1 pseudogene is annotated in these 325 nt (G+C 57.8%); it reads right to left on the bottom strand.

Going from position 1 to position 325, the window contains the following annotated elements:
* Positions 1 to 325: pseudogene (locus ACXIUA_RS01865) on the bottom strand (oligopeptidase B); the annotation flags it as partial.

Below are 325 nucleotides of genomic sequence, written 5' to 3'. Positions count from 1 at the left end.
CCAAACGCGATGTGCCCAGCGAAGCAGTCGACGCCCTCAACGCGGACGTCATCGCGGTGGGCAACCAGCTCAGTGAGATCCGAAATGCTGTCGAAAGACCCCGCCGGCACCATGGCCAGTGAGAAGTTCGAACCAGTCATATTGTGTGTAATCAGCCACATATCCCGGCCGCTAATGACGGCGTGATCGATGTCGTATTCAACACCGGCCTCACGCGGGCGCACGCAGGTGAACTCACCAGTCGGGTCACTGGCGTCCAGGTACCAAACCTCGGAAGTAGTCTTCGAGGAGCTCTCAATAATCAGGTACTTTTCGCTGCGTACCG

The sequence above is a fragment of the Corynebacterium sp. UMB8791 genome (assembly GCF_054166365.1).
This window is presented reverse-complemented; position numbering and strand designations above follow the sequence as displayed.